This is a genomic window from Actinoallomurus sp. NPDC050550 (genome assembly GCF_040655075.1).
Taxonomy (GTDB): Bacteria; Actinomycetota; Actinomycetes; order Streptosporangiales; family Streptosporangiaceae; genus Actinoallomurus.
The window spans coordinates 23343-48199 of sequence record NZ_JBFAJC010000077.1; the positions used below are offsets into that span (position 1 = coordinate 23343).

The 24857-nt window shown below is 70.2% G+C and carries 20 protein-coding genes and 2 pseudogenes; 13 read left to right on the top strand and 9 right to left on the bottom strand.

What is annotated here, in order from left to right; all coding sequences use genetic code 11:
• Positions 1 to 8 precede the first annotated feature (8 nt).
• The 6 genes from AB0I04_RS50300 to AB0I04_RS50325 are packed head-to-tail and all read left to right on the top strand — an operon-like array spanning position 9 to position 6086.
• The gene (locus AB0I04_RS50300) at positions 9 to 959 is read left to right on the top strand and encodes an ABC transporter permease (RefSeq protein WP_360902379.1); all 951 of its coding nucleotides are present in this window, start codon (positions 9 to 11) and stop codon (positions 957 to 959) included.
• Positions 956 to 1834: an ABC transporter permease gene (locus AB0I04_RS50305; RefSeq protein ID WP_360902382.1), complete on the top strand. Its 879-nt coding sequence runs from the start codon at positions 956 to 958 to the stop codon at positions 1832 to 1834. The genes AB0I04_RS50300 and AB0I04_RS50305 overlap by 4 nt, the downstream gene beginning before the upstream one ends.
• The gene (locus AB0I04_RS50310) at positions 1831 to 2928 is read left to right on the top strand and encodes an ABC transporter ATP-binding protein (protein WP_360902385.1); all 1098 of its coding nucleotides are present in this window, start codon (positions 1831 to 1833) and stop codon (positions 2926 to 2928) included. Before AB0I04_RS50305 ends, AB0I04_RS50310 begins: the two co-directional genes overlap by 4 nt.
• On the top strand, positions 2921 to 3793 hold the full coding sequence (locus tag AB0I04_RS50315; protein WP_360902388.1) for an ATP-binding cassette domain-containing protein: 873 nt from the start codon (positions 2921 to 2923) through the stop codon (positions 3791 to 3793). Before AB0I04_RS50310 ends, AB0I04_RS50315 begins: the two co-directional genes overlap by 8 nt.
• A complete protein-coding gene (locus AB0I04_RS50320) occupies positions 3790 to 5283 on the top strand; it encodes an aldehyde dehydrogenase family protein (RefSeq protein ID WP_360902391.1) in 1494 nt (497 codons plus the stop codon). The genes AB0I04_RS50315 and AB0I04_RS50320 overlap by 4 nt, the downstream gene beginning before the upstream one ends.
• Before the next feature lie 5 nt (positions 5284 to 5288).
• Complete coding sequence (locus tag AB0I04_RS50325) at positions 5289 to 6086, top strand: SDR family oxidoreductase (protein ID WP_360902439.1); 798 nt, start codon at positions 5289 to 5291, stop codon at positions 6084 to 6086.
• A 57-nt stretch (positions 6087 to 6143) separates the two neighbouring features.
• Here AB0I04_RS50325 and AB0I04_RS50330 read toward each other — a convergent pair whose 3' ends face one another.
• The 4 genes and pseudogenes from AB0I04_RS50330 to AB0I04_RS50345 all read right to left on the bottom strand — a co-directional run bounded on the left by AB0I04_RS50330 (position 6144) and on the right by AB0I04_RS50345 (position 10805).
• Positions 6144 to 8411 carry an arylsulfatase gene (locus AB0I04_RS50330; RefSeq protein WP_360902394.1) on the bottom strand — a complete coding sequence of 756 codons (2268 nt, stop codon included), beginning with the start codon at positions 8409 to 8411 and terminating at the stop codon, positions 6144 to 6146.
• A 397-nt stretch (positions 8412 to 8808) separates the two neighbouring features.
• Positions 8809 to 9087: pseudogene (locus AB0I04_RS50335) on the bottom strand (hypothetical protein); the annotation flags it as partial.
• A complete protein-coding gene (locus tag AB0I04_RS50340; RefSeq protein WP_360902397.1) occupies positions 9000 to 9374 on the bottom strand; it encodes an oligopeptide/dipeptide ABC transporter ATP-binding protein in 375 nt (124 codons plus the stop codon). The gene AB0I04_RS50340 and the pseudogene AB0I04_RS50335, both read right to left, overlap by 88 nt.
• A gap of 504 nt (positions 9375 to 9878) precedes the next feature.
• Positions 9879 to 10805 (bottom strand): cation diffusion facilitator family transporter, encoded by a 927-nt coding sequence (locus tag AB0I04_RS50345; protein ID WP_360902400.1) that lies wholly within the window; start codon positions 10803 to 10805, stop codon positions 9879 to 9881.
• A 27-nt stretch (positions 10806 to 10832) separates the two neighbouring features.
• Here AB0I04_RS50345 and AB0I04_RS50350 point away from each other — a divergent pair, with 27 nt between their 5' ends.
• Entirely contained in the window at positions 10833 to 11489 is a 657-nt protein-coding gene (locus AB0I04_RS50350; RefSeq protein ID WP_360902403.1) for a metalloregulator ArsR/SmtB family transcription factor, read from the top strand.
• 49 nt (positions 11490 to 11538) lie between these two features.
• Here the strand turns inward: AB0I04_RS50350 and AB0I04_RS50355 are convergent, their stop codons facing one another.
• Positions 11539 to 12642, bottom strand: a complete 1104-nt coding sequence (locus AB0I04_RS50355) for an ATP-binding protein (RefSeq protein WP_360902406.1) — start codon at positions 12640 to 12642, stop codon at positions 11539 to 11541.
• Positions 12639 to 13343: a response regulator transcription factor gene (locus tag AB0I04_RS50360; protein ID WP_360902409.1), complete on the bottom strand. Its 705-nt coding sequence runs from the start codon at positions 13341 to 13343 to the stop codon at positions 12639 to 12641. Before AB0I04_RS50360 ends, AB0I04_RS50355 begins: the two co-directional genes overlap by 4 nt.
• Positions 13344 to 13636: 293 nt before the next feature.
• Here AB0I04_RS50360 and AB0I04_RS50365 point away from each other — a divergent pair, with 293 nt between their 5' ends.
• From AB0I04_RS50365 to AB0I04_RS50390, 6 genes are all read left to right on the top strand, one after another.
• Positions 13637 to 14521 carry a DUF1259 domain-containing protein gene (locus AB0I04_RS50365; protein WP_360902412.1) on the top strand — a complete coding sequence of 295 codons (885 nt, stop codon included), beginning with the start codon at positions 13637 to 13639 and terminating at the stop codon, positions 14519 to 14521.
• A gap of 152 nt (positions 14522 to 14673) precedes the next feature.
• Positions 14674 to 16080, top strand: coding sequence for a cytochrome ubiquinol oxidase subunit I (locus tag AB0I04_RS50370; RefSeq protein WP_360902415.1), 1407 nt, complete (start codon positions 14674 to 14676; stop codon positions 16078 to 16080).
• A 16-nt stretch (positions 16081 to 16096) separates the two neighbouring features.
• The gene (gene cydB / locus AB0I04_RS50375; RefSeq protein ID WP_360902418.1) at positions 16097 to 17119 is read left to right on the top strand and encodes a cytochrome d ubiquinol oxidase subunit II; all 1023 of its coding nucleotides are present in this window, start codon (positions 16097 to 16099) and stop codon (positions 17117 to 17119) included.
• Complete coding sequence (gene cydD / locus AB0I04_RS50380) at positions 17116 to 18771, top strand: thiol reductant ABC exporter subunit CydD (RefSeq protein WP_360902421.1); 1656 nt, start codon at positions 17116 to 17118, stop codon at positions 18769 to 18771. Before cydB ends, cydD begins: the two co-directional genes overlap by 4 nt.
• Positions 18768 to 20588 (top strand): thiol reductant ABC exporter subunit CydC, encoded by a 1821-nt coding sequence (gene cydC, locus AB0I04_RS50385; RefSeq protein ID WP_360902424.1) that lies wholly within the window; start codon positions 18768 to 18770, stop codon positions 20586 to 20588. Before cydD ends, cydC begins: the two co-directional genes overlap by 4 nt.
• 107 nt (positions 20589 to 20695) lie before the next feature.
• A complete protein-coding gene (locus AB0I04_RS50390) occupies positions 20696 to 21550 on the top strand; it encodes a PaaX family transcriptional regulator C-terminal domain-containing protein (protein WP_360902427.1) in 855 nt (284 codons plus the stop codon).
• A gap of 187 nt (positions 21551 to 21737) precedes the next feature.
• On the opposite strand, the gene AB0I04_RS50395 is transcribed toward AB0I04_RS50390, so the two are convergent.
• The 3 genes and pseudogenes from AB0I04_RS50395 to AB0I04_RS50405 form a co-directional block, all read right to left on the bottom strand.
• Positions 21738 to 22484, bottom strand: coding sequence for an enoyl-CoA hydratase/isomerase family protein (locus tag AB0I04_RS50395; protein WP_360902430.1), 747 nt, complete (start codon positions 22482 to 22484; stop codon positions 21738 to 21740).
• A gap of 11 nt (positions 22485 to 22495) precedes the next feature.
• Positions 22496 to 24091: a benzoate-CoA ligase family protein gene (locus AB0I04_RS50400; RefSeq protein ID WP_360902433.1), complete on the bottom strand. Its 1596-nt coding sequence runs from the start codon at positions 24089 to 24091 to the stop codon at positions 22496 to 22498.
• A gap of 16 nt (positions 24092 to 24107) precedes the next feature.
• A pseudogene (locus AB0I04_RS50405) lies at positions 24108 to 24857 on the bottom strand (benzoyl-CoA 2,3-epoxidase subunit BoxB); the annotation flags it as partial.

The window sequence follows — 24857 nt, forward strand, 5'->3', positions numbered from 1 at the left end:
CCCAACCGATGATCGTCCGTCTGGTGCAGCGGATCGCGATCCTCCTGGCAAGCCTCGTCGTGAGCTCCGTGATGGTGTTCGCGTTCATGGCGGTGCTGCCAGGGGATCCGGCCCGCGTCGCCCTCGGCGTCAGCGCGTCGCCCTCGGCGGTGGCGCAACTGCACGAGGAATTCGGGCTCGACCGGCCGCTCGTGAACCAGTACCTCGGCTGGGTACGCGGACTGGTGACCTTCCATCCGGGGAACTCCTACATCTCCCACGCGGCGATCGGCCCGCAGATCGCCGACCGCCTCCAGGTCACCCTGTGGCTCGTCGGCGCCGGGATGGTGATCGCGTGCATCCTGGCGGTGCCCATGGGCACGCTCATGGCCATGCGGCACCGCAGGCCGTCCGGGCTCATCCTCTCGGCCCTGTCCCAGGTCGGCGTGGCCGTCCCGGCGTTCCTCGCGGGCATCCTCCTGATCACCGTGTTCGCGGTGGGGCTCGGCTGGCTGCCGGCGAACGGTTGGACACCTCCGGCGCAGGATCCGGTCCTGTTCCTCAAGCAGCTGGTGCTGCCCGCGCTGTCCCTCGGACTGGTGCAGGCGGCCGTGCTCACCCGCTATGTCCGCAGCGCCGTGCTCGACGTCCTCCGGGAGGACTATCTGCGCACCGCTCGCGCCAAAGGACTTCGGCCGACGCGGGCGCTGCTGCGGCACGGACTGCGGAACGCGGCGGTGCCCGTGGTCACCGTAATGGGGTTGCAGCTCGCCACGCTGCTGGTCGGCGCCGTCGTCATCGAACGGGTCTTCGCCATCCCCGGGCTCGGAAGCCTGCTGCTGGACAGCGTCGCCAACCGCGACCTCATCATGGTGCAGGACGTGGTCATGATCATCGCAACGGCGGTGCTGCTCGTGAACTTCCTGGTGGACGTGGTCTATCTGATGATCGACCCGCGGCTCAGGGCGGGTGCGTCATGAGTGCTCTGGACACGGAGGCCACTGTCGCGTCCGCGGTGCCCGGCGGCCGTCGGCGGCGCCGCCCGATGACGGGCAGCCTCCTGGCGGGCGGCCTCATCGTCTCGGTCGTGTTCGCCATGGCGCTGCTGTCCTTCGTGTGGACCCCGCACGACCCGACCCTGGTGAACCCCTCGGCGCGGCTGGAGAAGCCGTCGCTGCAGTACTGGTTCGGCACGGACAAGTTCGGCCGCGACGTGTTCAGCCAGATCCTGGTGGGCTCGCGGACCACGCTGTTCGTCGGCTTCGTGGCGGTGGGCGTCGCCGCTCTGGTCGGCGTGCCCCTCGGCATCGTCGCCGGGATGGCGCCCCGCTGGCTCGGTGAGCTGCTGATGCGCGGCAACGACCTGCTTCTCGCCTTCCCGGCGCTCCTGTTGACCATCATGTTCGCCGCCGTGTACGGCGGCAGCACGCTGGTCGCGATGATCGCCATCGGCATCGCGTCCATCCCTCATTTCGCCCGGCTGACCCGTAGCGGCACATTGCAGGTCATGCGGACCGAATACGTCCTCGCAGCGCGCGCGGCGGGCCGTGGGCCGTTCTCGATCGGCCTGAGGCATGTCCTGCCCAACGTCAGCAGTCTCGTCATCGTGCAGGCGTCGGTCGGTTTCGCGATCGCCGTACTCGCCGAAGCCGCGCTGTCCTTCCTGGGCTTCGGGACCCCGCCCCCCACACCGTCCTGGGGCCGGATGCTGCAGGAGAGCCAGGAGATGCTGTGGTCCGCCCCCCGGCTCGCCGTGTTCCCGGGCGTCGCGATCGCGGTGGCGGTGCTCGGATTCAACCTGCTCGGTGACGGCCTGCGCGACCGTTTCGACCCCAAGCTGGAGGACCGCCGATGACCCCGGCACCCGACACGGCACCGTCCTCCGGGCCGGGCGGCGCACGCGCCTCGGGACCGGACGGCGCACCGGTCTCCGGGCCGGACGACGTCCTGGCCGTGCGGAAACTCGACGTCGCGGTGGGCGGCCGCAAGCTCGTCGAAGACGTCGACTTCACCATCCGGGCCGGCGAGCGGGTCGGCCTGATCGGCGAATCGGGGTCGGGCAAGTCGCTGACGGCGCTGAGCATCATGGGCCTGCTCCCCGAGGGGCTCCGGGCAACGGGTTCGGTGCGGCTCGCCGGAGTCGGCCACGACCTGGTGGGTGCCGACGAGGCGCGGATGTCCCAGGTGCGGGGCAAGGAGATCGCCATGGTCTTCCAGGAGCCCATGACCGCTCTGAACCCCACGATGAGGGTCGGGCGGCAGATCGCCGAGGCGCTGCTGGTCCACCGGACCAGGCCCGACCGCGCGTCCGCCCGAGCCGCGGCCGTGGAACTGCTCACCCAAGTGGGGCTTCCCGATCCCGCGGACGCCGCGAACGCCTACCCGCACCAGTTCTCCGGAGGACAGCGGCAGCGGGTGGTGCTGGCCATCGCCCTCGCGAACGACCCCGCGCTCCTGGTCTGCGACGAGCCCACCACCGCACTCGACGTCACGGTGCAGGCGCGGGTGCTCGACCTGATCGTACGGGGCGTCGAGGATCGTAGGTCGGCCATGCTCTTTATCACCCACGACCTGGCCGTGGTGGCCACCGTCTGCGAGCGGGTCATGGTCATGTACGGCGGACGGCTGATCGAGTCCGGCCCGGTCCGGGAGGTGTTCACGCGCCCCCGGCACCGCTACACCCAGGGCCTGATCGGCGCGTCGGACCTGACCGTGGTCGACGACCGCGGTCGGCTGGCCACGATCGCCGGGTCGGTTCCGCCGGCGGGCCGTTTCCCCGCCGGATGCGTCTTCAGAAACAGGTGCGCTCAGGCGACCGACGTGTGCGCCACCAGGCCGGAATGGGTCTCGACCGGGCCGGACTCCGGCTACGCCTGCTTCCACCCCGTACCCGAGAGCGGCGCACGCGAGACCGGCATACCCACGAACCAGGAGGCCGGCCGTGGCTGAGCAGCCGACCAGCGCCCCCGGGGCGCAGCCCGGCCCCATCGACGCCATCAGCGTCCGCGACGTCACGCGCCACTACCGGCGGCCTCGTACCTCGCTTCGCCACCCCAGTCCGCCGGTGCACGCCCTGCGCGGCGTCAGCCTCGCCATCTCCCCGGGGGAACGGTTCGGCATCGTGGGTGAGTCGGGGTGCGGCAAGTCGACCCTGCTGCGGATCATGGCCGGGCTCGACCGCCCCACCAGCGGCAGCGTCGCGATCGACGGGCGGGACATCACCGGGCTCCGGGAGAGACGGCTCCGGTTCGTCCGCGAGCGGCTGCAACTCGTGTTCCAGGACCCGATGAGTGCGCTGGACCCGCGCATGCGCGTCGGCGACATCGTGGCCGAGCCGCTCGTCGCACAGGGGCACCGGAACCGCAAGGAGCGGGTGGCCGAGCTGCTCGAGGCCGTCGGCCTGGGAGCCGACGCGGCGGACCGGTATCCGCACCAGTTCTCCGGCGGCCAGCGGCAGCGCATCTCGATCGCGCGTGCTCTCGCCCCCCGTCCGAAGGTCCTGGTGGCCGACGAGCCGGTGAGCGCCCTGGACGTGTCCGTACGGGCCCAGGTGCTCAACCTCCTCGCCGACCTCGTCGACGAGCTGTCCCTCACCCTCGTCTTCGTCTCCCACGACCTGTCCGTGGTCCGTCACGTGTGCGACCGGGTAGCGGTCATGCATGACGGGCAGATCGTGGAGACCGGGTCCACGGAGCAGTTGTACGAGGAACCGCAACATTCCTACACACGCAGGCTCATCGCCGCCGTTCCGACTCTGGACAAGGCACTGTCCGGGGTGTCGGCGGCAGACCTCAACCGGGAGTACCGACCGTGACCACCCATGACGAACCCGCCGGCGGCGACAGCCCCGTGGGGAGGGAGTTCCCCGAGGGTCTTCCCATCGGCGGCAGTTGGGTGGCGGCACCCGCCGCCGAGGACGTCCGCTTTCCCTACGACGGGACGCTCGTCGCGCGGGCGCCGGTCGGGGACGGCGGCCTCGCACGCCGGGCGGTGGACGCGGCGGTCGCGGTCCGTCAGCAGGTCGGCCGGTTTCCCTCGCACACACGCAGGGCAGCGCTGCTCGCGACGCACGAGGCGGTCGTCTCCCGGCGCGCGGACTTCGAGCGGCTCCTGGTCCTGGAGACCGGCAAGCCGCTGGTCGACTGCCGCGTCGAGGTGGAGCGCACCCTGCTGACACTGCTGACGGCGGCCGAGGAGGTGGCCCGGCTGCACGGGGAGACGGTGCCGCTGGACCTGCTGCCGTCGGGGGAGGGGCTGCTCGGGTTCTGGAGCCGCAAGCCGATCGGCGTGGTGGTGGGCATCGCGGGCTTCAACTACCCGCTGCTGCTCGCCGCGCACAAGATCGCGCCATCGCTGGCCGCCGGCTGCCCGGTCATCGCCAAGCCCGCCCCGCAGACGCCGCTCGCCTCCCTGTGGCTGGTGCACCTCCTCCGCGAGGCCCTTCGTGCCTGCGGCGCGCCGCAGGCGGCGGTGCAGCTGGTGACCGGGGGGCCGGAGGTGGGCGTCGCGCTGACCACCGACCGCCGGATCGGGGCGGTGTCCTTCACCGGTTCCGCCGCCGTGGGCCACCAGATCGCCCGGGACGCGGCACCCACCAAGGTGCTGCTCGAACTCGGCTCCAACGCCGCACTGGTCGTGGCCGCCGACGCCGATCTCGACGCCGCCGCCGACGCGGTGGTGCGCGGCGGGTACTACGCGTCGGGCCAGGCGTGCATCAGCGTGCAGCGGGTCATCGTGGTGGACGCCGTGCGGAAGGAGTTCGTGGGCCGCCTGACGGAGCGAGTGGCCCAGGTGGTCGTGGGCGATCCCCGCGATCCGGCCACGAGGGTCTCGGCGCTCATCGACGAGCGGTCGACCGAGCGGGTGCGCGCGTGGCTGGAAGAGGCGGTGGACGCGGGGGCGTCGCTGGTGGCCGGAGGCAGTGTCACCGAGGGTGTGATCGAGCCCGCCGTGCTCCTCGACGTGGACCGCGCCCTCTCCGTATGGAACGAGGAGGTCTTCGGCCCCGTGGTCGCGGTACGGTCCGTCCCCGACCTGGAGACGGCCTTCGACCTGGTCAACGACTCGCGTTACGGACTGCACGCGAGCGTCTACACCGGTTCCCTTGACACGGCGTTCGCCGCTCTCGACCGCCTGGAGGTGGGCGGGGTGGTCGTCAATGAGGTTCCCGGCTTCCGTTCCGACGTCATGCCGTACGGCGGCGTGAAGGACTCCGGGGCCGGACGGGAGGGCCCGAGGTTCGCCATCGAAGAGCTCACCGTAACTCGTATGGCAGTGATCCGTCCGACGACAACGAAGCCGTGAGGACCATGCAAGCAGAGGACCGCACCGATGCAGTGGAGGCGTACTCCCGCCTGTTCAGGCTCGACGGCCGCAGGGCCGTCGTCGTGGGCGCGGGCAGCGGAATCGGCCGCGAGAGCGCCTTGGCCCTCGCCGCGCACGGCGCCACGGTGGTGTGCGCCGATCTGGACCTGACGGCGGCCACGGCGACGGCGTCGATGGGGCCGGGCCTTTCGGCGTACGCCCTCGACGTGCTCGACGGCGAGGCGGTCGTGCGTGCCGCCGAGGAGCTCGGACCCGTCGACGTTCTCGTCTTCACCGCCGCGACGAACGTGCGCAAGTGCCTGCTCGACTACACGGCGGAGGAGTTCGAGCGGGTCGTGGCGCTCAATCTGCGCGCGTCCTTCGACCTGGTGCGGGCCTTCGGCCGTGGCATGGCCGAACACGGCAGGGGAAGCATCATCGGCTTCAGCTCGATCCGCGCGGTGGCCGTCGAGCCGGGACAGGGAGTGTACGCGGCCACGAAGGCCGGCCTCGTCCAGCTGCTGCGGACCGCGGCCGCCGAGCTGGGGCCGTCGGGCGTGCGGGTGAACGCCATCGCCCCAGGCGTCGTGGACACACCGCTGACGGCGCAGATCAGGGCCGTGCCGGAATGGTCGGAGGCCTATGCGACCAAGAGCGCCCTGGGCCGCTGGTCCCGGCCCGACGAACTGGCCGGCGCCGTCGTCTACCTCGCGTCGGACGCGTCATCCTTCGTCACGGGGAGCCAGCTTTTCGTGGACGGCGGTTGGACGGCGATCGACGGACGCTATACGCCGCCCAACTGAAGACGGCTGAGGCCGCCTTCGCTGATCAGCGGAGGCGGCCTCGACGATGGCCGCGAGTCAGTCGATTCGCTCGAAGGGTTCCTTGTCCTCTTCGTCCGGCGCGACCGTGAAGACGATCTTCTCGAGCTTTCCGGTGAACGCGAATTCGCCGTCGTAGTTGGGGGAGGAGGGCGACAGGGTGTCCCGGCCGATGTCGAGGCCCTGCCATCCCAGGAAGTGCGGGAGGACCCGCGGAATCGCCTCGGTGCCGACCGGCCTTCCCGACACGTACAGGTGTCCGACGCCCCGCATGTCACCGGTCTTGACGAATTCGAAGGTCAGCTCCGCCGGGCCGATCGGAAGTTCTTCCGTCGAGGTCACCGCGTACCGGGTGCCGAGGAAGTTGTACTCGTAGACCAGCCGGTTGCCCTTGACGTACAGGACGTATCCGCTGCTGATGTTGCCCAGGGACACCAGGACGCCCTCGTCCGACGCGGCGGCCCGGTCGATGAACGCGGTGATGCGGTGCCCGCGGTTCATCACCGGTGGCACTGCGGCGACGGGCAGATGGGCCATGCCGGGGTAGTAGGTGAACGTGGTGCGCTTGCGCGGAGAGCCGGGACGCGGAATCTTCGCCCGGTAGGCGAATCCGTTGTCGTCGAGTGGCAGGACACCGTATTTCCCTGCTTCCACCCAGAAGCGGGCGACCATCTTCTGCAGTTGCTCGGGCCGCGTCCGCGCCAGGTTGTTGCACTCCGAGAAGTCGGTGTCGTGGTGGTAGAGCTCCCACTGATCCGCGTCGAAGGACGTTCCGCGTTCGTGGTACGCGACGGCCTTCCAGCCGTCGTGCCAGATCGCGCGATGCCCGAACATCTCGAAGTACTGGCTTTCCTTGCGCGTGGGCGCGTTCGGCGAGCCGAAGGTGTAGGCCATGCTGACACCGTGGATCGGGAGTTGCGGGATGCCGTTGTGGACCGCGGGAGCCTGCAGACCGAGCAGTTCGAAAAGGGTCGGGACGATGTCGGTGACGTGATGGAACTGCTGCCTGATCTCGTCGGTGCGCGTCAGCCCCCGGGGCCAGTGCACGATGAGCGGGCAGCGGACGCCGCCTTCGTGGGTGTTCTGCTTGTAGCGCTTGAACGGCGTGTTGCCCGCCTGTGCCCAGCCCCAGGGGTAGTTCGCATGAGCGCGGGTGGTGCCGATCTCATCGATCCGCGCGACCATTTCCCTGAGGTCCTCGGGGATGCGATTCTGGAATGCGGTGGGGTTTAGTGAGCCCTTCTGCCCGCCTTCCTGGCTGGCCCCGTTGTCCGAGAGCAGAATGGTGATGGTGTTCTCCATCCGGCCGACCCGCTCCAGGAACTCCATGAGCCGGCCGATGTGGTGGTCGGTGTGGTCGACCATTGCCGCGTAGGCCTCCTGGAGGCGTACGGACAGCGTCCTCTCGTCGTCCGACAGCTCGTCGAAGGGAACGACCCCGGGGTTGCGCGGCGCCAGTTCGGTGCCGGGCGGCAGGACGCCCTCTTCGATCTGGCGGGCGTGCCGGGTGGCGCGCTCGGCGTCCCAGCCGTGGTCGAACCGGCCCCGGTACTTCTCCAGGTATTCCTCAGGAGCCTGGTGCGGGGCGTGCGCCGCGCCGAACGCCAGGTACAGGAAGAAGGGCTTCTCCGGAGTGACCGAAGTCTGGTCCGTGACGAATTCGATCGCCCGGTCGACCAGGTCCTCAGTGAGGTGATAACCCTCTTCCGGGCTCTTCGGCGGAGCCACGGCGTGGTTGTCGTAGAACAGTTCCGGATAGAAGCTGTCCGTCTCGGCTTCCAGGAATCCGTAGTAGCGCTCGAACCCGCGAGACAACGGCCACTGGGTGTACGGCCCGGACGCGGTGGTCTGCTCCATCGGCGCCAGATGCCACTTGCCCACGGCCATGGTGTTGAAGCCGCTGGCGCACAGCACCTCAGGCAATGTCGCGGCGGCCTTGGTGATCCGTCCGCGACCGCTGGGGAAGCCGGTGTCGAAGTTGGACAGCATTCGCATACCGACGGAGTGGTGGTTCCGGCCGGTCAGCAGGCAGGCACGGCTCGGTGAACACAGTGTGGTGGTGTGGAAGTTCGTGTAGCGAAGCCCACCGGTGGCGAGGGCGTCCATGGCGGGGGTGTCGATGTCCGAGCCGAAGCAGCCGAGATCGGAGAAGCCGACGTCGTCGAGCACGATGACCACGACATTGGGTGTGTCCTCGGGAAGCGCCTGCGGATCGGGCCACCACGGAGTCGACTCCTCGTAGGTCGTGCCGATCTTGCCGTGGAAGGCATCGCTCGCGGACGGCGGATACGGAGAGGCGCTGGTCATCCGGGCGCTCCTTTGCGTGGACATCGAACGTGTGCCGCGTCGGCAGCCCGTTCGTAGCTGGGCGGCGCGGCGGTCGGGCGGCGTAATCCGAAGGCTTGGCGCGGCCGGCAGATCTCTGGAGGTTCCGATGAAGGCCACAGTTAACTGGTCTTACCAGTAGCCTGAGCAAAAGTTTGACCTGCCCCTGTTGCCGTGTCAACCACGGCCACCCCATGCCGGTGCGTCCGGGCTGATAGGGCGTCAGGGGCCGAGCAGTTGGGTGACCAGCGCGTCCGCGGTCCCAACACGGCCGTCGCCCGCACAGTGCTCCCCGCCGCCCTGGCTCGCCACGGCGCCCGTACGGTTTTGGCGGCCGGGATGATCCTGCTGGCCGTCGGCTTGGTCGGCTCAGGGTGGTCTTGCCGCAGCCGGACTCTCCGACCAGCCCGAGCACCTCGCCGGCCCGGATGGTCAGCGACACCCCGTCGACCGAATGAACCTTCTTGCCACGTGCGCCGAGCGTGCGGGCCTGGACGGGATAGTGCTTGACGAGATCCTTGACGACCACGAGCGGTTTGGCGCGGGTCGGTGTCGGCAACGCGGTGACGCTCATGCGTGGGCCTTCCTCTCTGTGGCCCAGCAGCGGCAGACGTGCTGGGTTCCGCAGGTGTGCAGGTCCGGTTCGGCGCGTTCGCATTCGGCGGTGATGTGCAGTTCGGTGGCGGTCTCGCAGCGGCCCACGAAACGGCAGCCGTGGTCGAGGCGGTGAGACTGGCCGACGCTGCCGGGGATCGCATAGAGCCTGCCGTGCTCGGATTCGAGCAGGGACGCGCGGAGCAACGCCCGCGTGTAGGGGTGGGTCGGCTCGGCGAACAGGTCGCGGGTGACGGCGGTCTCGACGATGCGCCCGGCGTACATGACCGCGACGCGGTCGGCCATGGCCGAGACGATCCCCAGGTCGTGGGTGATGAGCAGGATCGCCATCTTCGACTCGCGTTACAATCTGCTGCAAACAATCTGTTACGCGGATGTATCAGGCGGTGGCCGGACGCCGGTGCTCGTCCACGTGGATGGCGCTGCGTCATCTCGTGTTCCGAGATGGGTCAGGGACGACGAACTTCCGTGCTGACCTGCGGCTGTCTGTTCGGGGAGAAGTTGTCCTGATGCGCGGCCTGATCTGCGCCTGTGCGGTGTCAGGCCGGGACGGGTTCGGGTCCGGGCCGATGCGTGACGGCGCCGGAAGCCATCCGTCGTGAGACGGGATAAGTTCTGGGGGCAGGCTGAAAGCGTCATCGATCTACGCGATGCCTGCGCTTTTCGCTTCAGTGGGCAGTGCGTATTTTCCGGATGTTTCTTCGGTGAAAATCCGGCGGTTTTCCGTCTGTCCGGGGGAGGGGTCGTCTTGATGTGCTCGCCCGGTCTGGGCAGGTGGATCTCGATCCTGAAGGGTGTCCGCTGTCGCGTCGACCGGGCGAGCGGTGGAGCTGATCAGCGTGTGCCGTGGTGGGCCAGTTCGCGGTGCGGGTCCTCGCCGTGGACGGTGTGGTCGGTGTGGACGGTGGCCGCGGTGAGCCGGGGAACGGCATGGATGAGGGCGTGCTCGGCGGCGACGGCGACCTCGTGGGCTTCGACGATGGTCAGGTGCGGGTCGACGACGATGTCGGCCTCGGCGCGCAGGGCATGACCGATCCAGCGCATCCGTACCTGGCCGAGACCGCGCACACCTTCGAGGTCGGTCAGTGCGGACTCGGCGGCGTCTACGAGTGAGGGGTCGACCGAGTCCATCAGGCGCCGGTAGACCTCGCGCGCGGCGTCCTTGAGCACCATCAGGATCGCGGCGGTGATGAGAAGGCCCACGATGGGGTCGGCGGCACTCCAGCCGAGGGCCGCGCCACCGGCGCCCAGCAGGACGGCCAGGGAGGTGAAACCATCGGTGCGGGCGTGCAGGCCGTCGGCGATCAGCGCGGCCGACCCGATGCGGCGTCCGGTGCGGATGCGATACCGGGCGACCCATTCATTGCCGATGAACCCGATCAACGCGGCGATGGCCACCGCCCACAGGTGACCGATGTCGCGTGGGTTCAGCAGGCGGTCGATGGCTTCATAGGCGGCCAGTGCCGAGGAGGCGGCGATGGTCACCACGATGGCGATGCCGGCCAGGTCCTCGGCGCGGCCGTAGCCGTAGGTGTAGCGGCGGTTGGCCGCTCTGCGGCCGAGCACGAAGGCGATGCCGAGCGGAACCGCTGTCAGTGCGTCGGCCGCGTTGTGGATGGTGTCGCCGAGCAGGGCCACAGATCCCGACAGCGCGACGATCGCCGCCTGGATCACCGTGGTGAGCCCGAGGATGCTCAGCGACAGCCACAGCGTGCGCATGCCCTCGCGGGAGGTCTCCATCGCCGCGTCGACCTTGTCCATGGCCTCGTGGCTGTGCGGAGTGACGAAATGCGCGAGCTGGTGGTGGAGCCGCGCCCACCGGCCACCACCGTGATCGTGGTCATGGCCATGCTCGTCGTGAGTGTGCTGACGCTCGCCGTGGCCGTGGCCGTGGCCGTGGCCGTGGCCGTGGCCGTGGCCGTGGCCGTGGCCGTGGCCGTGGTGGTGCTCGTCGTGAGCGTGGTCGTGCTGGTCGTGGCGGTGGGGTTCGTGAGTGTCGGGCTGCTGGCTCACGGGCGATTGCACCTTTCGCGGCTCGGGAGGGGGGTCGGGTTGGACTTCGGGTCGCGACACCCCCATTATGTGCATATGAACGCACGCATGCATCTATCAGGTGCGCACGGTTCGCAGGAACCAGATGATGGCGAGCGGATAACGGTGGCCGTCGAGGTTCTCGGACTGCTCGCCGACCGCACCCGCCTGACCCTGCTGCGACGCCTGGGGGAAGGCGAAGCCGACGTGACGACGCTGGCCGAATCGTCCTCCGCGACGCGTACCTCGGTCAGCCAGCACCTTGCCCGGCTACGACTCGCCGGGCTGGTCACGACCCGCAAAGAGGGACGTCGCGTGATCTACAACTTGGGTCATGGGCATCTGCGTCGACTGGTCGAAGAGGCGCTGAGTGTGGCCGACCACCAGATCGGTCATCTGCCGGCCCACGACTGACATCGCCCGCGGTGCGCGATCGGCTGCGGGTCGGTCCGGGTGGTGACAGTTATGTGGCGGATCGGATACCGATCGGCCCGTTCGTCGGGGGGCGCGTGGTAGGGAGAGTGATCCAGACGTCGGCTCCACCGTCGGGACGGTTGACCGCCCCGTAGGTGCCACCGTAGGCGCGGGCGATGGCGGCGGTGATGGCCAGCCCGAGTCCGGTCCCGTGCCCCGATCGTGCCTGGTCGGCTTGGGTGAATCGGTCGAACGCATGGGAGAGGAAGTCGGGTGGGAAGCCGGGGCCGTGGTCCCGGACGTGGAACTCCGCCCAGACGCCCGCCGTGCATACGGCGACGTCGACGTGTCCCTGGCCGTGCCGGAGGGCGTTGAGGACCAGGTTCGTCATGGCGCGTTCGAGGCGGTCTCGGTCGACCGGGACGGTCAGGTCGGCGGGGCAGTCGACGGTGATCCGCCGGTCGGGTGCGGTCTTGTCGAGGCGTTCGGCGACATCGTGCAGCAGCGATGCCGCCCGGACGTGGCGTGTGGGGGGCGGGGCGGGCGAGCGGTCATGCCTGTCGGCCTGGGCGAGGAGAAGGAGGTCCTCGGTGAGATGGACCAGCCGCACGGTCTCCTCGTGGGCCGAGGTCAGGGCAGCGCGCAGGTCGTCCGCCTCGCGAGGGTGGCGCAGGGCGAGTTCGATCTCGGTGTGCAGCATGCTGAGCGGGGTGCGCAACTCATGGCCGGCGTCGGCGACGAACTGCCGTTCGCGTTCGAGAGCGGCCTGCAGTCGGCCGAGCATGTCGTTGAGGGTGGCGGCGAGGCGGGCGATCTCATCGCGGCTGGACGGGACGTCAAGGCGGCGGCCGGGGGTGTCCTCGGTGACGGCGGCGGCTTGGGCGCGCATGCGCTCGACCGGTCGTAGCGCGGAGGCGGTCAGCAGGTAGGCGCCGATGGCGGCGATGACGAACACGATCGGCAGGGAGGTCAGCAGTTCACGGCGCAGGTCGTTCAACGCCTCGTGCTGGGCGGCGACGCGGGCCGGTGCGCCGTACTCGCGCTGGGACTCGTGGAATCGGGACAAGGTGATGAAGCCGGCGCCGGTCAGGACCAGGGCCATCACGACGGCGAAGATCGTGGTCAGGCGGATTCGCAGTGGCAGGCGGTTCATGGTGTTCGGGCGGGAGAGGTCGGGCGTCCGCCGTCGCGGCGCAGGCGGTAACCGGCGCCGCGGACGGTCTCGATCGTGGTGGTGCCGAACGGCCGGTCGATCTTGTCGCGCAGCGCTTTGATGTGCGCGTCGACGACGTTGGAGTAGGGGCTGGTGGCCAGATCCCAGCAGTGCTCGATGAGTCTTTCGCGGGTCAGGACGTTTCCCGGGCGGCGTATCAATGCCTCGAGCAGCGCATATTCCTTCCCGGTGACGGTGATCTCGGTTTCGCCTCGGGTGACGGTCCGGGTGGCCGGGTCCAGGCGTAGATCTCCGGCGTGGAGCACGGCCGGTCGTTCGGCCGGCCCGCGGCGGATCAGCGCTCGCAGGCGGGCCAGCAGTTCCTCCAGGCTGAACGGCTTGGTCAGGTAGTCATCGGCGCCGCCGTCCAGGCCGCGTACTCGGTCGGCGATCGCATCCCTGGCGGTGAGCATCAGGACCGGCACCCGCTTCCCCCGACGGCGCAATCGCGTGCAGACGTCGAAGCCGTCCAGGCCGGGCAGCATCACATCCAAGACGACCGCGTCGAAGGTCGCGGCGTCGGCCAGGGCGAGGGCCTGGGGACCGTCGGCGGCCACATCGACGGCGTATCCCTCCTCGGTCAGCGCCCGTCGTAGCAGCATGCGCATCTTCGGTTCGTCTTCCACGACCAGAACTCGCATCGTCGTTTCCCCTCGCCGGGCACGCCAAATGTTCCGGGCCGCCTCATCGAACGCTGCCCGTGGTTCATGAAACCGCGATGAAGTCGGCGGCCTCCGGGTGCGTCTTCATCCCAACTTCATCGACGGCGGCTGAGCTAATAGGTAACGCTGCGTTACGGATTGAAGGAGCAGGAGCCATGTCCGTACGTCCACGGTCTCTGAACTCCCATACCCGCCTGGTCGTTCTGGGTGCCGCCGCGACGCTCGCGCTGTCCGCGTGCGCCGGCGCTGGTCCTACTGTTACCGGTGCGCGCATGGGCATTAACGGTCACCAGATCCAGCCGGGTCAAGCCCAGCCGCCGGTGCGCACCAGCGCAGCGGATTGGAAGCCGGTCTCCGACACCCTCAGCCGTCCGGGCACGCTCATGAACGGCACCGTCTACCGGGTCCCGCTGCCCCGCAAAGATCTCGCCGTCACCACCCGGGGAGTGAAGATCAAACCGGGCCTGGCGCTCGGCGGATACGCCGTCTTCGCCAAGTACCGCGACGGCACAATGGTGATGGGTGACCTGGTCGTCACCGAAGACGAGCTGCCGAAGGTCACCGATGTCCTCCAGCGCAATGGGATCGCACAGACCGGGCTGCACAAACACCTGCTGCAACAGTCACCGCCGGTCTGGTGGACCCATATCCACGCGATGGGGGACCCGGTCGAACTCGCCCATGCCCTCAAGGCCGCCCTGGCGGTGACCGCGATCCCTCAGGCGTCCAAGGCGCCGGCCACCCAGCCGCCCATCGACCTGGACACCGCCGGCATCGACAAGGCGATCGGCCACCACGGCACCGCCGACGGCGGCATCTACAAGTTCTCCATCGCCCGGAACGGCACCATCCGCGACGGCGAAGGGCACACCCTGCCGGCCGCCCTCGGGATCACCACCGCAATCAACTTCCAGCCCCTCGGAGGCAAGAAAGCCGCGATCAACGGCGACTTCGTCATGACCGCACCCGAGATCCAAAAGGTCATCCAAGCGCTCCGCAAGGGCGGGATCGCCATCGTCGAACTCCACAACCACAGCCTCGACGAACAACCGCGCCTGTTCTACACGCACTTCTGGGCCACCGGCGACGGCGTCACCCTCGCCCAGGCACTCCGCCCGGCCCTGGACGCCACCGATCTCAAACCCGCCACCGGGTAAGACCCGGCGACACTCGGTGCCCGCGCCCCGGGGACCGCTGCGGGCGTGCGGGTGGTGTGACCGACGTTACGGAACGCGTGGTGACGGCGGGCCCTAGGATCTACTACGAGAGGTAGTACTACGAGTTGTAGTTGTTGACGGGAGGCGCGGGGATGAACCCGCTCGACATCGCCCGGTGGCAGTTCGGGATCACCACGATCTACCACTTCTTCTTCGTCCCCTTGACGATCGGCCTGTCCGCGCTCGTCGCGGGCCTGCAGACGGCATGGGTACGGACGGGCGCCACGCGGTACCTCCGCGCGACGAAGTTCTGGGGGAAGCTCCTCCTGATCAACTTCGCGATGGGGATCGTCACCGGGATCGTGCAAGAGTTCCAGTTCGGGATGAACTGGAGCGCCTACTCCCGGTTCGTCGGTGACGTCTTCGGCGCGCCGCTGGCGATGGAGGGCCTGCTCGCGTTCTTTCTCGAGTCGACCTTCCTGGGACTGTGGATCTTCGGCTGGGACAAGCTGCCGAAGAAGCTCCACCTGGCCTGCATCTGGATCGTCGCCGTCGGGACGCTGCTGTCGGCGTACTTCATCCTCGCAGCCAACTCCTGGATGCAGCACCCGGTCGGCTACCACATCGATCCGGCCACCGGGCGAGCCCGGCTCACCGATTTCTGGGCCGTGCTCACCAACTCCACGATGCTCGTCGCCTTCCCGCACACGATCACCGCGGCGTTCGTCACGGCGGGACTGTTCATGGTCGGCGTCAGCGCGTGGCACCTGGCCCGGCGGCGGCACGTCGAGGTCTTCCGGCCGTCGCTGAAAATCGCCCTGGTCGTCACGCTGATCGCCTCGCTCGGCGTGGCCATCACGGGTGACCAGCAGGGCAAGGTCATGACCAGACAGCAGCCGATGAAGATGGCCGCGGCCGAGGCCCTGTACAGGACGCAGCAGCCCGCGGCGTTCTCGCTGTTCACCGTGGGCACCCTCGACGGCAGCAAGGAGGTCTTCAGCGTCAAGGTGCCACGAGTCCTGTCGTTCCTGGCCACCGGAAGTTTCAGCGGCAAGGTCGACGGCATCAATGACGTGCAGGCCGCCGAACAGGCCAAGTACGGCCCGGGGAACTACCGCCCGGTCGTCCCGGTGACCTACTGGAACTTCCGGATCATGGCCGGCATCGGATTCCTCACCGCGCTCATCGCCCTGCTCGGCCTGTGGCTCATGCGACGCGGACGCCTCCCCAAGAACCGCTGGATCTGGCGGGCCGGCGTGCTGTCGCTCATCCTGCCGTTCGTCGCGAACTCCGCCGGCTGGATCTTCACCGAGATGGGCCGCCAGCCCTGGTCGGTGTACGGAGTGCTCAAGACGTCCGCGAGCGTCTCGCCCGGTGTCTCGGCCACGTCGATGCTCATCTCCGTCCTCGCGCTGACCACCCTCTACGGCGTCCTCATCGTCATCGAGACCGGGCTGATGGCCCGGTACGTCAAGGCCGGCCCGCCCTCGGAGGAGGACGTCGCGCCGCCTCCGCCCGGCGACGAATCCGCCGAACAGCCACTCACCTTCGCCTACTGACAAGGAGGTCCGCGTCATGGACGGCACCACCGTCTGGTTCATCATCATCGCCTTCTTGTGGACCGGCTACTTCTTCCTGGAGGGCTTCGACTTCGGCGTCGGCGCTCTGCTGCCGGTGCTCGGCCGGGACGACACCGAGCGCCGCGTCCTGCTGAACGCCATCGGACCGGTCTGGGACGGCAACGAGGTCTGGTTCATCGTCGCGGGCGCCGGGACGTTCGCCGCCTTCCCGGAGTGGTACGCCAGCCTGTTCAGTGGGTTCTACCTGCCCCTGCTGATGGTGCTGCTCGCGCTGATCGTGCGCGGCGTGGCGTTCGAGTACCGCGGCAAGCGTGAGGAGCCGCACTGGCGGCGCCGCTGGGATCGCGCGATCTTCTGGGGCAGCGTCGTCCCCGCGTTCATGTGGGGCGTCGTCTTCGCGAACCTCACCCGGGGCGTGCGGCTGGACGCCCGGCACGAGTACGTCGGCACGCTGACCGACCTGCTGAACCCCTATGCCCTGCTCGGCGGGCTCACCACGCTCACGCTGTTCGTCCTGCACGGCGCGGTCTTCCTGACGCTCAAGACGGCGGGCGACGTCCGAGCGCGGGCCGCCCGGGTCGCGAAGGTCGCCGTGGCGGCCGCGATCGCGGTGGGCGGGCTGTTCCTGCTGATCACACAGCTCCAGCACGGCAAGCCGGTGACCTGGGTCACCGTGGCGGCGGCCGCAGCGGGCCTGGCCGGCGCGGCCGTCGCGATCGTCCGCGGCCGTGACGGCTGGGCGTTCGTCGGCACCGGCGTGGCCATCGTGTGCGCGGTCGTGACGATGTTCACGGCGCTGTTCCCGGACGTCATGCCCTCGACGATCACCGCCGCGAACAGTCTCACCACGACCAACGCCGCGTCCTCCCCGTACACGCTGAAGATCATGACGATCGCCGCGGTCGCGTTCACCCCGCTGGTCGTGCTCTACCAGGGCTGGACGTACTGGGTGTTCCGCCGGCGCATCGACGCCGCGCACATCCGCCAGGCGCGACGCGTCCCGGAGCCGACGAGATGAGACCGTTCGACCCGCGGCTCCTGCGGTACGCCCGGACGACGCGGGCGTACCTCGCCGGGTCGGTGATCCTCGGCACCGTCACCGCCGGGCTGGTCATCGCGCAGGCGACCCTGCTCGCGACCCTGATCAGCGATGCCTTCCTCGGCGGCGCCTCGCTCGCCGCGTCCCGTACGCCGTTGCTGCTCCTCCTGGCCGTCGTCGCGGGCCGGGCGCTGGTCGCCTGGCTGCAGGAGGCCGCCGCGCACCGCTCGTCCGCGGCGGTGAAGTCGCAGCTGCGCGGGCTCCTGCTCGAGCGGGCGATGGCGCTCGGCCCGCGGTGGCTGTCCGGCGAGCGCAGTGGCGAACTCGCCACCCTCGCCACGCGCGGAATCGACGCGCTGGACGGCTACTTCGCGCGGTACCTCCCGCAACTCGTGCTGGCCGGGCTCGTGCCGGCGGCGGTCGGCGCGCGGATCCTGTTCGGCGACTGGTCGTCGGCGCTGATCATCGCGCTGACGCTGCCCCTGATTCCGGTCTTCGCGATCCTGGTCGGGCTGGCCGCCCAGAAGAAGATGGATCGGCAGTGGCGCACACTGTCCCTGCTGTCCGGGCACTTCCTCGACGTCGTCGAGGGCCTGCCGACCCTGAAGGTCTTCGGCCGGGCGAAGGCACAGGCACGCGCCGTCCGCGAGGTCACCGAGCGGTATCGCGCCGAGACCGTGGCGAGCCTGCGGGTGGCGTTCCTGTCCGCGCTGGCGCTGGAGTTGCTCTCGACGATCTCCGTGGCCCTCGTCGCCGTCTCGATCGGACTGCGGCTGGTCGATGGAGAGGTCGGCCTGCGGACGGCGCTGCTCGTCCTGATCCTCGCGCCGGAGGCGTACCTTCCGCTGCGCCAGGTCGGCGCGCAGTACCACGCGAGCGTCGAGGGGGTCACCGCCGCCCAGCGGATCTTCGAGGTGATCGAGACGCCGCTCCCGCGTCACGGTGCGCGGACCGACGTGCCCGACCCGGCGCTCGCGACGATCCGGCTGGAGGACGTGACGGTGGCGTACGAGGGGCGGGAGGCCCCGGCGCTCGACGGCCTCTCGCTCGTCGTACGGCCGGGCGAGACCGTCGCGCTCGCCGGGCCGAGCGGGTCCGGCAAGTCGACGCTGCTCGCCGTGCTCCTCGGTTTCGTTCGCCCTGACACGGGGCGTGTCCTCGTGGACGGGGCCGACCTCGGCGAGTTCGACCCGGACGCCTGGCGGTCGCGGGCCGCCTGGGTTCCCCAGCGGCCGTACCTGTTCGCCGGCACCGTCGCCGACAACATCCGCCTGGGCCGCCCGGAGGCCTCCGACGAGGAGGTACGGCGAGCCGCACGCGACGCCTTCGCCGAGGAGTTCATCGACGCGCTGCCGCAGGGCTTCGCCACCTCGCTCGGCGAGCGCGGGACCGGCCTGTCCGCCGGGCAGCGCCGGCGGATCGCGCTCGCCCGCGCGTTCCTGCGTGACGCCCCGCTGCTGCTGCTCGACGAGCCGACGGCCGGCCTCGACACCGAGAGCGAGGCCGCAGTGGTCAAGGCCGTACGGCGTCTGGCGGCCGGACGCACGGTCGTCCTCGTCGCGCACCGGCCGGCCCTGGCCGCGCTCGCCGACCGGGTCGTCCACGTGGGAGCGATGGAGGCCGTGGCATGAGGCCGATACAGAGGATCTCCAGAACGGGTGGCCAGGGCGGCGGGCCGGTGCTCCGGCTGCTCGCGGCGGCCCGGCCGGCAGGTGGCCGGATGGCGCTCGCCGCGCTGTGCGGCACGCTGGCGCTGGGCAGCGGCGTCGGGCTGATGGCGACGTCCGCCTGGCTCATCTCCCGGGCCGCTCAGCATCCGCCGGTGCTCGTGCTCATGGTCGCGATCGTGGCGGTGCGGGCGTTCGGGATCGGCCGGGGAGTGTTCCGCTACGCCGAACGGCTGATCGGCCATGACGCGACGTTCCGTGTCCTCGCCGACCTGCGGGCACGGGTGTACGAGCGGCTGGAACGGCTCGTCCCGGCGGGGCTTCCCAGAGCACGTGGCGGCGACCTGCTCGGCCGGCTCGTCGCCGACGTCGACGCCGTCCAGGACCTCTACCTTCGCGTGTTGCTGCCCTCCGCGGCCGCCGTCCTCGTCGGCGGGGCGTCGGTGGGCCTGGCATGGGCCCTGCTGCCCTCGGCCGGTGCGCTCCTGCTGGCCGGCCTGCTGGTCGCGGGCGTCTGCGCCCCGTGGCTGTCGGCCACCGTGGCCCGGCGCGCGGAACACCGCACGGCCGACCTGCGCGGCGAGTTGACCGCGCAGCTCGTCGACTCGCTGCGCGGGGCCTCCGAGCTGGTGGCCTACGGCGCCGCCGCCGACCGGCTCGCCACGGCCGAGCGCCTGGATCGCGAACTCACTCGGACGTCGGCACGCTCGGCCGGGACCGCGGGGGCCGGCGCGGCCATCACGGCACTGGCCGGCGGCCTCACGGTCTGGGGCGCCCTCGTGGTCGGCGTGCCGGCCGTGCGGTCCGGGCGGCTCGACGGCACGCTGCTCGCCGTGGTCGCGCTGCTCCCGCTGGCGGCGTTCGAGGTCGTGGCCGGGCTTCCACTCGCCGCGCAGCACCTGCAGCGGGCCCGCCGCTCGGCCGCCCGCGTCTTCGCCGTGCTGGACCGGGACGAGCCGGTGCGCGACCCGGCGGAGCCGGCGGCGCTGCCGTCGGCCCCGTACACCCTGCGGGTCGAGGACCTGCGGGCCCGGTGGACGCCCGACGGGCCGTACGTCCTCGACGGGGTCTCCCTCGACCTCACGCCGGGCCGCAGGTGCGCCATCGTCGGGCCGAGCGGGTCGGGCAAGACCACGCTGACCGCCGTCCTGCTGCGCTTCCTCCCATCCGCGTCGGGACTCGTGTCGCTGAACGGGGTCGAGCTGCGGGAGCTGGCAGGTGACGACGTGCGCCGCGTGGTCGGACTGTGTGCGCAGGACGTCCACCTGTTCGACACGACGATCGGCGAGAACATCCGGCTCGCCCGGCGGTCCGCCACCGAGGAGGAGATCCGCGACGCCCTGAGCCGGGCCCGGCTGCTGGACTGGGTCGATGGACTCCCGCGGGGACTGGACACCCGTGTCGGCGAAGAGGGCGCCCAGGTCTCCGGCGGCCAGCGCCAGCGCATCGCGCTGGCCCGCGCCCTGCTGGCCGACTTCCCGGTGCTGCTGCTCGACGAGCCCGCCGAACACCTCGACACCGCGACCGCCGACGAACTCACCGCCGACCTGCTCGCGGCCACTGAGGGCCGGACGACCCTGCTCGTCACCCACCGCCTGGCCGCGCTGGACGCCGTCGACGAGATCATCGTGCTCGACGCCGGCCGCGTGGTGCAGCGCGGTCGCCACGCGGACCTGCTGGCCCGGCCCGGGCCGTACCGGACGATGTGGCGACGCGAGCGCACGGGCGACCGGCCATCGGCCAGGGTCGCTGGGTCATCGAGGATGGCATCGCCGGTGTAGCGGGCCGGGACGGTTCCGCTACGTGGAGGGAGTGACCCGTCAGGTTCTTGTAGAATTAATGGTCCGGTATTGAGGACGATGCCCAGTCGAGGAGTGTTCCGTCGGCCATGTCGCGTGACGAGAGCACGACCATGCCGTCCTATACCCGTCGCCGGCAGACCGGTTCGGGCAGCGCCCGGTCATTGCTGCTGACCGCTTTCGGCGAGTACGTGCTGCCGCAGGGCCGGCCGGTCTGGACCTCGACGCTGCTGCATGTGCTGGGCGGTCTGGAGATCGAGGAGAAGTCCGCCCGGCAGGCGCTGAACCGTATGGCGGCCGACGGTTGGATCGTGGCGGATCGGGCGGGGCGGCGAGTCCGCTGGGCGTTGACCGAGCATGGCCGCGCGCTGCTGAGCGAGGGCGCGGAGCGGATCTATTCGTTCGGCCGCGAGCGTGATTCATGGGACGGGCGCTGGCTCGTGATGCTGGTCAGCGTGCCGGAATCGAGGCGTGATCTGCGCCACCAGCTGCGTACGAGGCTGACGTGGGCGGGCTTGGGCAGTCCGATGCCAGGGGTGTGGATCAGCCCGCACGGCTCTCGGGAGGCCGAGGCCAAGCAGGTGGTGGACGGCCTCGGCCTGGACGTCACGGTCTTCTCCGTCTGCGGCCCGTTCTCGGGCATCGGCTCGGAGCGCACCATGGTGGAGCAGGCCTGGCATCTGGGTGACCTGGCCGCCGCTTACGAGGGCTTCGTGCGAGAGTTCGCCGGGCTGCGGCCCGCGCCCGACGATGAGGTGCTGCTCGCCCAGATCCGCCTGGTGGACGCGTGGCGGCGGTTTCCCGGGCTGGATCCGCAGTTGCCGCTGGAACTGCTGCCGCCGCACTGGATCGGAGTGCGTGCCGCGAACATCTTCACGGACCTGCATCAGGCGTGGCACGAGACCGCCCAGCGACGCTGGGCGGCACTGTCCGCCGAGGACTGAGCTAGGGCCTGTCGCGAAGTCCCGCTGTCCTACTGCGCGGCGTCCAGGCGGCGCCTCGCCGCGTTGTCGTCGGTCGCCGGCCAACACCGGGCCGACTCCCTCCTCCGCCTTGCGAGGCACCACCTGGACGCCGCTCGCTACGGACGGGGACTTCGAGACAGGCCCTTGGGCAGTCCGGCTACGCGGGTCATCGTTTTCTCCGCTCCAGGAAGGCCGTCATCCGAGCGTGCTTGTCGTCGCCGTCGAACAGCAGGGCCTGGGCGGCCAGGTCGAAGGCGGTGGTCGTGGGCTGCCTGCTGCGCAGGGCGAGTTTGGTCAGTTCCAGAGCGCGCCAGGACCGTTCGGCGATGTTGTTCGCCAGCACCCGGCCGCGTTCGGGCAGTTCGTCGCCGTTGTCGGTCACTTCGTCGACCAGGCCGGCGGCGAGGGCCTGGTGTGCGTCGAGCCGCGCTCCGGCGTACAGCATGCGGCGGGCGACGGGCAGACCGACCAGTTGCGGCAGCCGCCAGTTCGCGCCGGCGCCCGCGATGATGCCCAGCGACAGTTCCGGCTGGGCGAACCGCGCGTTGCCCGAGGCGATCCGGAAGTCGCAGGCCAGCGCCAGCTCGCAGCCGCCGCCGAAGGCAGGGCCGTCGATGAGCGCGATGGTCGGCCAGCGGTGGGCCTCCAGCCGTTCGAACAGCCCGGCGTTGATGGCGAGCAGCGCCGCGTCGGCGTCGCGGTCGCGCAACTCGGCGATGTCGGCGCCGGCGGCGAACATGCCGGGGGTGGTGGAGTGCACGATGAGGATGGACGGGCTGCGGCGGGCCTCGTCCAGCACCGTGTCCAGCTCGGCGACCATCGCCTGGTCGAGCGCGTTGTGCTTGGCGGGCCGGTCGAGGCCGACCCACCACAGATGGTCCTCGCGGCGGACCTGGACCAGTGTGTCGTGCATGGTGTCCCTTTTTACATCAGGCGTTGGTTCGCCTCGTACGCGGCGACCTCCTGCTGCGGGCCGGACAGCACCCCGGCGGCGTGAGCGCGCAGTTCCACGCGCCGTACCTTCCCGGTGGGCGTGGTCGGCAGCGCCTCGACGAACACGACCCGGCGCGGGCGTTTGAACGAGGGCAGCCCGGCCCGGCAGAACTCGATGAGCTCCACCTCGGTGACCTCGGCACCGTTGTCGGTCACGACGTAGGCGACCGGCTTCTCCAGGCCTTCGCCGTCGGTGGCGGACACCACCACGGCCTGGACGACCGCCGGGTGCGCCAGCAGCCGGGTCTCCACCTCGGCCGGCGACACCCAGATGCCGCCTGCCTTCAGCATGTCGCCGGTACGGCCCTGGCAGCTGTAGTAGCCGTCGGCGTCCCGCACATAGGTGTCGCCGGTGCACAGCCACTCGCCCTGGAACACCCGGCGGGACGCCGCGTACCGGGACCAGTACCCGATCGCGGTGGACTCGCCCCGCACGTACAGGGTTCCGGGCGTCCCGGGGGAGACCTCGCGGCCTTCCTCATCCAGGATGCGCAGCTCGTAGCCGGGCACCGGGAATCCGGTCGTGCCGGGCCGTACGGCGCCCTCCTTGTTGGACAGGAAGATGTGCAGCATCTCGGTCATGCCGATGCCGTCGAGGATCTCGATCCCGAAGTGGCCGGTCCACCGGTGATAGAGGGCGGTCGGCAGCGGTTCGCCGGCCGATGCCGTCAGCCGTACCCCTTCGAGGGCCCGGCGGGGCAGCTCGGCGCGGAGCATGCCGGCGAAGAAAGTCGGCCCGGCGAAGAACAGCGTCGCGCCGAACGTCCGGGCGCGTTCGGTCAGCGGTTCCGGCCGGGACGGTGCGGGTTCCAGGATCGTGGCCGCACCGGCCCACAACGGGAACAGCACCGAGTTGCCCAGGCCGTAGGCGAAGAACGCCTTGGAGGCCGACAGGCACCGGTCGCCGGGCCGGATGCCCAGAACCCGGTCGCCGTAGGTCTCGCACACCACGCGGACTGCGCCGTGGCGGTGCATCGCGGCCTTGGGCGTTCCGGTGGTGCCCGAGGTGTAGAGCCAGAAGGCCGGGGAGTCGGCGGTGGTGGCGTACGACTCGCCGTCCGGTTCCGCGGCGGCCAGGCCGGCCAGCGCGTGCACCGGTACGGGAGCCGTGATCGTGGCGCCCCCACCGACCAGGACGCCGGCCAGTTCGGGTGCCGCGGCGGCGGCCTCGGCCGCGGTCGCGGCGAAGCCCGGGGTCACCGCCAGGAGCCTCGCCCGTGAGTCGCGTAGCAGCTCGGCCAGGCCGTCCGCCTGCAGCATCGTGGATACCGGGACCGGGACGGCGCCGATCCGCAGCGCGGCGAGGAACACCGTGACGAAGTCCGGTGAGTCGGCCATGAACATCATCAGCCGCTGCTCGGGCAGCAGGCCGATCGCGCGCAGTCCGGCGGCGGTGCGCCGGACGCGCTCGTGCAACTCCGTGTAGGTGACGTCCCCGTCGGCGCCGGTCAGTGCCAGGCGGTCGCCGCCGCCCCGCTCGAGGTGGCGGTCGAGCAGGTAGAGGCAGGCGTTGAAGGGTTCGCTCATGTGCTGCCGTCCGATGTCAGGCGAGGTGGACGTAGTCGTAGTCGACGGGCTTGCCGTTGATGCCCTGACGGGGCGGGGAGATCCAGGCGGCGATCTTGCCGCGCTCGTGCACCGGTCGCATGAGCGACCGGACGTAGGTCTTGTCCACCTCGGTGGGCAGCCACTCGCCCTCGCGTCGCTGCCACTCGTCCTGCGAGATGACCTCGCCGTCCGGGTTGGCCTGGATGCCGGCGAACGCGCCGACCTGCCGATTGAAGGCGACGCTCGGCAAACGCAGCCGCTGCGACAGGCCGGCCTCCTCCAGGATGCGGTTCCACCGGTTCACGCCGTTCTGGCAGTCGCCGATGTACTCGCGGCGCAGGTCGGTGTTGAGGCCCACCAGCGCGGCGGCCTCGGTCTGCCCGATCCGGCCGTCGACGATCGCGTCGACCATGATCGAGTCATCGGTGAGGCGGTGGTCGTCCTTGCGGCGCTCTTCCGACCAGCGGCCCTTGAGCCCGGCGGTGAAGTAGTTGGCGACGTTGGTGGAGGTCTCCCCGCCGAACAGGTCCAGCGACACCGAGTAGTGGAAGTTGAGGTACTTCTGGATGACCGTCAGCGGGATGCCGCCGTGGCCCACGACCTCGTCGGTGTCGTGCTCCCGCATCAGCTCCGCGGTCCGCCGCACCACCCGGTCGATGCCGGTGGTGCCCACGAACATGTGGTGGGCCTCTTCCTTCAGCATGAACTCACACGTGCGTGACAGCGGGTCGAAGCCGCTCTCCTT

Coding starts and splice junctions, on each gene's coding strand:
- AB0I04_RS50300 (WP_360902379.1), top strand. CDS start 9: ATGATCGTCCGTCTGGTGCAGCGGATCGCGATCCTCCTGGCAAGCCTC.
- AB0I04_RS50305 (WP_360902382.1), top strand. CDS start 956: ATGAGTGCTCTGGACACGGAGGCCACTGTCGCGTCCGCGGTGCCCGGC.
- AB0I04_RS50310 (WP_360902385.1), top strand. CDS start 1,831: ATGACCCCGGCACCCGACACGGCACCGTCCTCCGGGCCGGGCGGCGCA.
- AB0I04_RS50325 (WP_360902439.1), top strand. CDS start 5,289: ATGCAAGCAGAGGACCGCACCGATGCAGTGGAGGCGTACTCCCGCCTG.
- AB0I04_RS50330 (WP_360902394.1), bottom strand. CDS start 8,411: ATGACCAGCGCCTCTCCGTATCCGCCGTCCGCGAGCGATGCCTTCCAC.
- AB0I04_RS50340 (WP_360902397.1), bottom strand. CDS start 9,374: ATGGCGATCCTGCTCATCACCCACGACCTGGGGATCGTCTCGGCCATG.
- AB0I04_RS50345 (WP_360902400.1), bottom strand. CDS start 10,805: ATGGACAAGGTCGACGCGGCGATGGAGACCTCCCGCGAGGGCATGCGC.
- AB0I04_RS50350 (WP_360902403.1), top strand. CDS start 10,833: ATGCGCGAGCTGGTGGTGGAGCCGCGCCCACCGGCCACCACCGTGATC.
- AB0I04_RS50355 (WP_360902406.1), bottom strand. CDS start 12,642: ATGAACCGCCTGCCACTGCGAATCCGCCTGACCACGATCTTCGCCGTC.
- AB0I04_RS50360 (WP_360902409.1), bottom strand. CDS start 13,343: ATGCGAGTTCTGGTCGTGGAAGACGAACCGAAGATGCGCATGCTGCTA.
- AB0I04_RS50365 (WP_360902412.1), top strand. CDS start 13,637: ATGGGCATTAACGGTCACCAGATCCAGCCGGGTCAAGCCCAGCCGCCG.
- AB0I04_RS50370 (WP_360902415.1), top strand. CDS start 14,674: ATGAACCCGCTCGACATCGCCCGGTGGCAGTTCGGGATCACCACGATC.
- cydB (WP_360902418.1), top strand. CDS start 16,097: ATGGACGGCACCACCGTCTGGTTCATCATCATCGCCTTCTTGTGGACC.
- cydD (WP_360902421.1), top strand. CDS start 17,116: ATGAGACCGTTCGACCCGCGGCTCCTGCGGTACGCCCGGACGACGCGG.
- cydC (WP_360902424.1), top strand. CDS start 18,768: ATGAGGCCGATACAGAGGATCTCCAGAACGGGTGGCCAGGGCGGCGGG.
- AB0I04_RS50390 (WP_360902427.1), top strand. CDS start 20,696: ATGTCGCGTGACGAGAGCACGACCATGCCGTCCTATACCCGTCGCCGG.
- AB0I04_RS50395 (WP_360902430.1), bottom strand. CDS start 22,484: ATGCACGACACACTGGTCCAGGTCCGCCGCGAGGACCATCTGTGGTGG.
- AB0I04_RS50400 (WP_360902433.1), bottom strand. CDS start 24,091: ATGAGCGAACCCTTCAACGCCTGCCTCTACCTGCTCGACCGCCACCTC.